This window comes from Moorena sp. SIO4G3, from assembly GCF_010692305.1.
GTDB lineage: Bacteria > Cyanobacteriota > Cyanobacteriia > Cyanobacteriales > Coleofasciculaceae > Moorena > Moorena producens_A.
Map to the genome: position 1 here is coordinate 1 of NZ_JAAHIG010000308.1, position 10,558 is coordinate 10,558.

Sequence of the window (10,558 nt, forward strand, 5' to 3'; positions counted from 1 at the left end):
AGTAGTGTAAAAAACCGATGTTACCCATCTTATTACGCCCCTTCGGGTGGGAACTAGGCTCGAACCCTAGCCTTTTTGGAGGATTACGGAATCCTCACTCCTTTGAGCGCCTTCATCGGTCGCCCCCTTACTTTACTAATAACACAAAACACTGAAGTAATGCAAAAGAGTTAAAAAACTTAAAAAACTAATTTGGGGGGAAGGTGGATTGCTTTGCGACCATTCAAAATTATCAATTCAAACTTAAAAAATACCCCTGAAATGAATTCAGGGGCTTGTATCCGTGTCTTGATGCAGTCGCTCATGGGGGGGACCACGGCAGTCGCTCATGGGGGAGACCCCCAAGACCGCGCTGCCTCCCCAAGACCGCGCTGCCTTCCCAAGACCGCGCTGCATCGCTTGTCAACAATTAAAAATTATAAGGCTAGTAATTTTGTAAGCCGTCAGCCGTCAGCCGTCAGCCGTCAGCTTTTAGCTCACGCTACTAGATCGGTGCTTAAAATAAACCTAGAACGAGAGAATTTAAGAATTCCAGATTAATGACAATTGAAAGTCTGGGTAAAAATCCATGACTCGTGGCACAGACTTCGATACTGATAGCTGATAGCTGATAGCTGATACCTTATGTAATTTTGAATTTTTAATTTGGCATTTTGAATTAAAAAAAATAACCTTTCCCTTAATTAACAGACCATGGATCACTAATCTCAGAATTAACAGACCATGGATCACTAATCTCAGGTATTTCCATAGCTTGTCGTCTGTCTTGCTGCTGTTGAATCCGATCGAGAGTACCAGTGGGAATAGAAGCAATCAGCTGACGAGTATAATCCTGCTGCGGTTCTCGATAAATACTGTCAGCTGAACCAATTTCTTCTATTTTGCCCTGGTTCATTACCATAATGCGATCGCTCATGAATTTGACTACACTCAAGTCATGGGAAATGAAGATATAGGTTAAGCCGAAATCCTCCTGCAATTGTTTGAGCAAATTCAGGACCTGTGCCTGTACGGAAACATCTAGAGCAGAAACGGATTCATCACAAATGATAAACTTAGGATTAAGAGCGAGTGCCCTAGCAATACAGACCCGCTGGCGCTGACCTCCGGAAAATTCGTGAGGATAGCGATTCATCCAGTCAGGATTTAAATCCACTCGCTCCAACAACTCAGCCACGCGATCGCGTTTTTCCTTACTATTACCCCCAACATCATGAATCAATAGGGGTTCCATCACTGCTTCCCCAATCTTCAGTCGTGGGTCGAGGGAACTAAAGGGATTCTGAAACACAATTTGCATTTCACGGCGTAATTGCCGCAAACCCATACCCTTGATTTTGGTAATCTCTTGACCATCAAAGTTTACTTCTCCACCCATTGGTTCAATCAAGCGCAGCAATGTTCGTGCTAAGGTAGATTTGCCACAACCGGATTCTCCCACTAAGCCCAAGGTTTCACTGGGATAAACATCAAAGGATACTCCATTGACTGCCATCATATAGCGTTTCGTCCCGCCAAATACGCCTCGAATCGGAAAGCCTACCTGTAAGTTACGAACCGAAACTAATGGTAGTTTGGTTGAAGGGTTATTGGTTGAAGGGTGTTTGGTTGAAGGTTTATTGGTTGAAGGTTTATTGGTTGAAGGTTGTTCGCCTTTAGCGTTCCCGTAGGGTAGGTTATCTGGGGAAGTTTGAAGCTGGAACCGGTCAACATTCAACCCTTTTGATTTTTCTCGGATCACCTGTTCTCCACTAGGAGTAGTTACCACCTCCATGAAGTCAGAAACAGTCGGTAGGTATGTTATAGTTTGGTCGAGAGTTGGGCGACAGGCTAATAATCCCTTGGTGTAGGGATGGTTTGGTTCAGAGAAAATTTTCCAGACATCACCCCTTTCCACAATTTTGCCTTGGTACATCACCGCTACGCTGTCAGCAATTTCCGCAATCACGCCTAAGTCGTGGGTAATAAAAATCATGGACATCCCTCGGGTATCCCGTAACTCCCTCAGCAAATCCAGAATGGTTGCCTGTACGGTAACATCGAGAGCAGTAGTGGGTTCATCAGCAATCAACACATCAGGGTTACAAGAAATTGCGATCGCAATCATGACCCGCTGCAATTGACCACCAGACAGTTCATGGGGATAGCGCTTTAAAATTTCCCGTTTTTGCTGGTTAATGTGGCGATTAATTAGCCGTTCCCCTGGTATAGCTTGACCAGGGTTCTCCCGACGGAATTCCTCTAGAAAACTCTCCCTCAATTGTTGGTCGCTAGGGAGTAGCTTGACCTCTTGAAGACGAGCCATGGCTTGACGCCTTGCTTCTTTTAGGGAAACATCCTGGTGTTGCAGAATTGCTTCTGTCAGTTGAAACCCACAGGTATAAACTGGGTTAAGGGAGGTCATCGGTTCTTGAAAAATCATCGAGATTTGACCACCCCGGTAGGACTGCTTTTGATCAGGACTCAGCCCTAGTAAATCCACCCCTTTTTCCCGAGTTGAGGGTCGGAAATAAATCTCGCCATTGGTAACTTTACCAGGATAGGGGATCAAACCCATGATGGCCAAAGACGTGACTGATTTCCCAGAGCCTGACTCCCCCACAATCCCTAGGGTTTGTCCTCGACGCAGTTGAAAGTCAATGCTGTCAACGGCTGTGACCTGTTTTACATCGGTTTGGAATTGGACTTTCAGATTACGGACGTCAAGAACATTGTCAGTCATGGCATTCAAGAGGATTAAGTTAGCAGAGTTAACTTAAATGATACAAAACTTGACTCTAGGGTTTACTCCCTACTCCCTACTCCCTACTCCCTACTCCCCTGATTAAGCCATGAGGCTGATTGAGCTTTGTTTTTGGCCAAATTCCTAGCAAAATAGATCGGATTCAACAACTCCTTAACTACAGCCTTGAACCCATAAATCACACGACCTCTTAGACCAGCTTTGATAACGTGATTATTGAATGGAATCACTGGTAACTTCTTGATCAGCTCTTGAGCCAAGGCTTTCTTTTGGCCTGGTCCTCGTAAACGAAACTGAGTACCTTGCGTCGGACCATATACGATGGTAAACCAGAGCAGAGGATGTAAGAAAAAGTATTTCCACAAGGGTGGTTTGCACCCAATTAAATCCGCTAGTTCATCGATGTAAATATGATAATCAAGCAAGCTTCGGATGCGAACAGCATTATGTTCAAACTGTTGTAAATATTTGGCTTTATCAATAGATGCCACCTGCTCCATTTCCTCAGAAGCGGGAAGAGTTCGTTCCCCAGTACAAATCAAGGCAAAAAATCTGGCTTGCATTTCCGTAAGAGGAAACTGACTGCCAATGGCAGGACGTGCCCAACCAATCCAAGCGATTTTATCCCGATACAAGGCATGAAAGATATGTTTGTAAAGACTCCGGGGGTCAGTTTTTCTCAAGTGCTTAGGCAGGAAAGACACATAGTTTTTGTAGCCCGTACAAAATACTACCGCATCGACGTTTTCAAGGGTTTCTCCATCAGCCGCGATCAATGTTCTGCCACCATCTTTTACCTTCACTATTTCGCCGACCACTTGACAGCCGTGATAGACAATTGCCTTGGGTAAAGAGATATTTTTAGTTCCGTATGTCCCCCAGACCCCTTTTTTAGCCTTAACCTTCTGATTTAGCTCAACTATAGTATCATGAACTGGATGGTTTTTGCTCAACTCTAATCGGAAGATAAGTTGGCTCAAAGCATGTCCATAGTCCCTTGGTAGACCGTATACACCCCGATGGCTAGCAGTATCGGCAGCATAGTCACCTCTCTTCCTGGGTATTATCCACCCAGCTGAATTGCGAAGGCTGACCCAGCACTTGTTGGCGACACGAGATATTTCGAGGGCTATGTCTGAAGCTGACTCACCTCCGCCAACTACTAATACGGTTTTGCCCACAAAGTTATCAGGGTTACGATATTCCTTGGAATGGGAAAACTCCACCTCAGTTAATAAATCTTTCCACTCTGGATAATTTGATCTACTGTTGTTACCAATTGCCAAGGCTACCCGTTTTGAGTGCAAAATCTCTCCAGAGGCTAGTTGAATTTCCCACCCTTGATTGTCTTGGGGAGTGAGTGCTACAACTTTGGAATTGAAACGAATTTTCTCTAAAACACCAAAATGTTTGGCATAGCTCTTCCAATAGTCAACTGCTTCGTTCTTTGTCCAGAATTTGTGCTGATTACCATCACCTATCCAGAAGTCAGAAAACATACTAAATGCGCAAGAAGTAGTCAGCACTAAACTATCGTAGGCATGGGCATAAACCCCGCCCAAATCCTCTGCTTGCTCTAAACAGATTACCTCGCCTACTCCTTGCTCTAGTAATTCTTTTGTAGTAACTATACCGGCTGGCCCTGCTCCAATCACGATGCAATCTAACATACTATAGCAATTCTGATACTGCTCAGTACAAAGCTTAGCATTTGAAGGGAAAAGGCATCCATTCAAAAGGCAATATTTAATATAATCTTAAGGGAATCATCTTCAACTAATACTGTACTTCATAACTGCGTTAAACGCGCTTATTTAACGGGTGCATCTACTAAAAGTTGTTTGACTCGGTGGTGCGTTACGGGCAGCAACCTAACTGTGGCTACCGATAAAATCCTCGGTTCCCCTAACGCACCCTACGCACTAATACTGTACCTGATTACTGCGATCAACGCGCTTATTTAACTTCTGATGTCGGGAGTAAGCGCAAACACAAATGAATCCGCGAGTATAGATTCAGCAACAGCAGGATTAATCCCCAACGGTTGCAAGCAAGTTAGTTGGTCTAATACATTGAGCATACTATACCGCTGAAGTTGAAACCCTTGCTCCGTTAAAAACTGCCTAACCTGATCGAAATTGTCAAAGATAGTATCTGTGTCTGAGGTGGCTGTCATCCCTCTGACTGTCTGGCTGAATTTTTGTAAACCTGGGCTATTTCCTCGGATCCTACTCAAATCTTCTTTTGTCTTTAAATCAGGGGTTATCCACACACCACTATAAACCTGAAGCAACTCCCGGACATTAGCAAATAACCGCTGTTTTTGATGTAAGGTCAAGTACAGCAGTAGTCCCTCGCATATTACAGTAATGGGCTTTTGGGAATCTAGATAATCTACATCGAGAGGGAATTGGCTGGGTTGACTAGTGGCATCAATCCCAACAAAGTGCAAGTTTGAGCGTACGCCAACTAGCTGTTTCACCAGTTGCTGTTTGCCCGTTATCATCCCTGGCAAATCACTCTCGATAAACGTTGTAGAAGGGTTACCAGACATTACCATGCCCCGTGGCAGCAACCCGGAGGCTAGTTCAAGGATTTGAGTTGTTTGAAATTGAGCTATCACTTGATTGATAGCTTTATACCGACTTTCAAATAAAACGGCTACTTCAAAGGATTTATCGGATTGTTGTTTTTGTAACTGCTCTACGAAAGCTTGAGCATTAACCAATTGTGCCAATTCTTGGGAATAAGGAATATCGGTAAACTGTCTGGCATAAGCCACTAGTAAAGCTGTGGGACTGATTTTGTCGAAGGAACTAGTTGGCACCTGCATGATTATACCAAAGGGAACAGGGAACAGGGAACAGGGAACAGGGAACAGGGAGTAGGGAAAAGGGAAAAGGGAACAAAAATTCTCACAATTCATTTAGGATTGGTATATGAATTGGGAATTGGGAATTTAGGGAGTAGGGAAAAGGGGAAAATTGCTTTAGCAAAGCTAACAGGTAACAGTTAACAGGGAGGTGCATCTCATTTTTTTTTTAGTGAGATGCACCCAGTTCTATCTACCCTTGACCAAAGATAAAATTACCAGGTACTTCTGGATCTTCACTACAGAAGAATTGATCAATTAACTCGATATGTTTTTCTTTAGTAATGGAGTCATCATCCTTGAAATTGAGCCGTTTAAATACCTCATTAGCCAAATTTTCATCATGTCCACTGGTGCGATAAAACTGTCTGTATTCCTCCAAATCCAGTTGCTCATCCCCATTACTATCAAATACGCTAAAGACGAAACCGGCGATGCCCCGTATTTCCGCTTCATAAACGCCTTGGTCATTAAGGATATTCTCGATATATGTCAGCCATTCCTCCAAAGATATCCTATTGTCACGATTGGTGTCTGCAAACTTTTGCATACTATCCCAACGAGACATTAACTTCGATTGCAAAGAATTGTAGTTGGGTGAGCCAGGTTCCCAGCCGCCAACCTGAGAGTAGGTTTCTAGAAACCGCTCAAAATCCGCTTGCTCAATGAAACCGTTATTGTCGGCGTCATACATTTTAAACAATCTTGGTAATTTTTGCTTCTGAAATTCAGTTAACATAATTAATTTATCCAGGGAGTACTAAATTCAGGTTTACACTAAGTTTATACTAAGATAACTAGTCGGACAGAATTAATACACCGTTGGTTACAGCAACAGCTCATGGTCAGGGTAAAAATAGCGTCAGCTAATAGCTGAATGCTTACAAAACAGCTAATCTAGCCTTGGTGTATTACTTATAAACAATACTCTTTGTCAAGGGTTTGTTTATAAATTTTAATCAAACCACCAAGGTGTTGCTGTGATTGGTATTTGGTAATTTGCAGTTCTCTACCAGAGGTAAAATTAACCTTTGATCGTTGTGGGTAAAAGTTGGTGATATGCTATGGTGCGCTGTATGCGATCGCTAACTAGATAACGCCGTTGCTAAAATCATAAAAGTCTCAAACGTTATAATTAGCAAACCATTAGATATTTGCTCAGGTTTTTCATAACATCAAAAACTATTTATAGCGTTTATCATAGCTATGATGTAGACAATATTTTTTACCTCTTGCCTCTTGCCTTTTGCTTTTTGCCTTTTGCTTTTTGCTATTAATCTTATATTCACATTTCAAACCCTATATAGCAATTCTATAACTGGTGAGATACAAATATCTAGGAGGGAGCAGGGAGCAGGGAGCAGGGAGCAGGGATTAGGAAATAGCAAAGAGTCAAGAGTGAAACCATCTTGTGTACCTCATGAGTCCTAGAAACGCTATAAAAAAAAGGGCGGTCATTCGATCGCCCTTTATGAGTCCATGACTTCAGGATTTAAAACTTACAGCACTGTAATTTCAAGTAGCTTAATTGTTTGCCGAAGCACATATTGTTTCGTTATCTGTTGGTTCTGGAGGGGAAATATCAACCGTCACTGTATCGAGTGTGCCGTTAAAATCAAACGGAAGAGTATAGTCATCAATCACAGGAGTTCCGGTATCGAAGCCAACATCAAAGGTTTCATCAATAGTGAAACGACTAAGGAGGCTTTCATCAAGACAGCCTTGTCCTATTTGCTCACCGTTGCCATACAACGTCACAGTTGCACCAGCTTCATTTTCATCAGAATTGGGCACATAAACAAATTTCAACGATACATAACTAGAATCGATCGGATCGTCCGATACAATCCCAGTATGCTTAACGTCGGACAGGTTGTAGTTATACTCCAGCTTGTGGTCTTTATTGATAAAGAAGCCATAGCCAGCAAAGCGACCACCAAATGTTGCTAGCATTCCCTCTGGCTCGGTACCCTCAGGAATTGTGACATTTGCTGTAATCGTGTGATACTTGTTCCTGACATCAGGTATTGCACCTTCTGTTACCCGTATTTTGTCGGGGTAGGTGAATGTCGTCCGTTCTCCTTGAACCCAACTAGGCCTTAGGGCAACGTCATAACGCTCAATCTTTTGATCGTTCAAAGGTAGAACATTGTAACGGGCTGCCTCAGCATAGAAGAGCTTGACCATCTCATCTAATTTGTTAGGACATTGGTCAGCCAAGTTGTGGGCTTGAGCATAGTCATTAAGGGAAACTGTGGTACTCCCATCATCAGGGTAATCAGAACTAGGAAACTGAACGTATTGCTGATCGCAATTTAATCCCTCAATAGAAACCTGGTTTTCTCCATTCTCATCCAAACTGATTTCACCAGTTCCGCAATCTTCGATGCAGTACAACTCCCAATTCATATGTAGCAGTGTTTCATCTGCTATTGGATCAGGATCCCAGGGAATACTGCGGATAGCACTGGCCATCCAGCCCTTACCATTAATAGTTAGGTTAGGATCAGCTGGGTCAGGATAATCTACCTCACGATTGTAAATACCTTGGTTCCCTAACATCTCGAAGTACTGAGTAGTGTGGCTACTCTTATGATGAGGGTTATTGAAAGTATCAAAGAAGCTAGTGCCTTCCATCGGCTTTTGAGCAATGCCATCAACTTCCACAGGAGCATCGATACCGATTGCTTCTAGAATTGTCGGCATAATGTCGATGGCGTGACTGAACTGGTAGCGAGTGGTGTTGTTCTGTGCTTCATCTATGCCATTCGGCCAGGAAACCACCAGACCGTTACGGGTTCCACCAAAGTGAGAGGCAATTTGTTTGGTCCACTGGAAAGGAGTGTCCATCGCCCACGCCCAAGCTGCAGGGAAATGGTTGTAGTATAGATAGCTACCTAGGGTGCCATCGTCAACTGCTTCCACCTTTTGGTAAAAGGGTTCGTTGATCTGATTAAATACACTCAATTCATTGAGCAATCCTTCCAATTCACCCTCAGCACTGGAGCCATTGTCACCAACAATATAGAAAATCAGGGTGTTATCAAGTTTGCCAATGTTTTCAATTTCTTTGATAACACGACCCACTTCATGGTCTGTTTGAGCTGTGAAAGCTGCAAACACTTCCATCATAGCGGTGTAGACCTTTTTATGCTCTGGACCTAGGGAATCCCAGGCCGGTAGAGAATCGTCACGCTTAGTTAAGTAAGCATCTTGAGGAATTACACCAAGGTCTTTTTGTCGTTGGAAGGTCTGGTCACGGTAGTAGTCCCAACCTTTGGAGAAATCGACACTATTGTCAATAATAGTCTGCACTTCCTCCAGAGTAAGGTCGCTGCCCATGGCTTTTTCTAAAGCGGCCTTGACCTTTTCCAAAGTTGAGCCTCCAGAGCCAGCATCCGGATTATTAGCGACTATGTCAGAGTCAGGGTTTTGGATTTCTTGAATAGCAGTAACCAAATTCTGAACATCCAAGTCACCGTCGATCACCTTGCCTAACATGGCTTTGATCTCTGCCAAATCAAAAAAGCTACGTTTAGCGTCGGCGGCAACAGGCTCTGGATTTTCCACTTTCTTGGCTTCTTGAATTGCCTTAATGGCGTCAATCCATTTCTTCGGTACTTGGTGTGGGGCGTGGGTAGCACCAGTGGCAAAGTAAGCAAAGAAAGGTTTCTGGGGAGCAACGGCATTGAGTTGGCGCAAATGGTCAATGGCGTGGTCGGCTAGGTCAACGGTTAAGTGGTAAGGAGTGCCGTCAGCATTGGTATCTGGTGACTGAAGGCGAGTGGTGTTTTCTACTAGAGAGGCTGGATGGTATTGGTCAGTGGAGCCACCAACAAAGCCATAATAGTAGTCAAATCCTAAATTGGTAGGCCAATGGTCAAAAGGACCGGCGATGCTAGTTTCCCACTGAGGTACGTTGTGGTCTTTACCATACCAGGAGGTGTCGTAGCCATATTCATGGAGCACCTTGCCAATAGTGGCTGTACTGTCCGGGATCATACTGGAGTAGCCAGGAAATCCTGTACCCATTTCTGGAAGAATCCCGTTGCTAGCAGAATGGTGGTTATGTCCAGTTAACAATGCGGAGCGAGTGGGGGCACAGAGGGCAGTAGTATGGAATTCCGTATACCGGAGGCCATTCTCCGCAAGTGTGTCGAGAGTTGCAGTTGGAACAGAGCCACCGAAGGTATTTAACTGGCTGTAGCCAACGTCGTCGAGCAACACAACCAGAATATTAGGGGGATTCTCTATACCATAGAGCTCAGGTGATTCCAACGCTGGTTTCACGTCATCGCTATAGGGATTCGCAGAATCTTCGTAGCTTAGGCCAATTTTGGCGGTGAAGGGTTGTGCTGGATGGGGCAGCATTTGCTGGGCCAGTGCCGGGGCAGGAAAAATGTTCCCTACCGAAAACACAGCCATCAGGAAACAGAGGACGATTACTTTCGCCCCTCGTAATATTTTTTTCATGGTTTTTCGACTTCCTAACAGTCGTTATTTCAGGCAATCCTTGCCAACGTTTTTCAATTTATCAGAGTTTGCGATCGCATTCTAGTTATATTTATTTTTCTAATCAAAGGGGTTAAGGCTAATCTCTAGAGATACTTATATATATAATCTTTATAATCTTTAATTTTACTTAACTAGAGGATATTATTAAAGTCCTTATCCAGTCAGGGTTTTAGCCAAAGTTACTTTTGTGAGTTATCAAAACTAATTCTATTTTTTTTATTATTTATTAATATAAACAAAACTTATATATTAAAAGTAAGGCAAGTAAGACAAGTAATACAAGTAAGGCAAGTAATACAAGTAAGACAAGTAAGACAAGTAAGACAAGTAAGACAAGTAATACAAGTAAGACAAGTAAGACAAGTAAGACAAGTAAGACAAGTAAGACAAGTAAGACAAGTAAGACAAGTAAGAAAAATAAAACAAGA

At 43.2% G+C, this 10,558-nt stretch carries 6 protein-coding genes; 1 reads left to right on the forward strand and 5 read right to left on the reverse strand.

The features are described 5' to 3' along the window. The first annotated feature begins 303 nt into the window (after positions 1-303). Positions 304-540 (forward strand): hypothetical protein, encoded by a 237-nt coding sequence (locus F6J99_RS34150; RefSeq protein WP_293119781.1) that lies wholly within the window; start codon positions 304-306, stop codon positions 538-540. Between the two features lie 139 nt (positions 541-679). On the opposite strand, the gene F6J99_RS34155 is transcribed toward F6J99_RS34150, so the two are convergent. The 5 genes from F6J99_RS34155 to F6J99_RS34175 form a co-directional block, all read right to left on the reverse strand. Then, a complete protein-coding gene (locus tag F6J99_RS34155; protein ID WP_293119783.1) occupies positions 680-2,722 on the reverse strand; it encodes an ABC transporter ATP-binding protein in 2,043 nt (680 codons plus the stop codon). An 83-nt stretch (positions 2,723-2,805) separates the two neighbouring features. After that, positions 2,806-4,479 carry an NAD(P)-binding domain-containing protein gene (locus tag F6J99_RS34160; RefSeq protein ID WP_293119785.1) on the reverse strand — a complete coding sequence of 558 codons (1,674 nt, stop codon included), beginning with the start codon at positions 4,477-4,479 and terminating at the stop codon, positions 2,806-2,808. Between the two features lie 224 nt (positions 4,480-4,703). Beyond that, entirely contained in the window at positions 4,704-5,669 is a 966-nt protein-coding gene (locus tag F6J99_RS34165; RefSeq protein WP_293119787.1) for a class I SAM-dependent methyltransferase, read from the reverse strand. Between the two features lie 139 nt (positions 5,670-5,808). After that, on the reverse strand, positions 5,809-6,354 hold the full coding sequence (locus tag F6J99_RS34170) for an EF-hand domain-containing protein (protein WP_293119789.1): 546 nt from the start codon (positions 6,352-6,354) through the stop codon (positions 5,809-5,811). A 785-nt stretch (positions 6,355-7,139) separates the two neighbouring features. Further along, positions 7,140-10,088: an arylsulfatase gene (locus F6J99_RS34175; RefSeq protein ID WP_293119791.1), complete on the reverse strand. Its 2,949-nt coding sequence runs from the start codon at positions 10,086-10,088 to the stop codon at positions 7,140-7,142. Positions 10,089-10,558 lie beyond the last annotated feature (470 nt).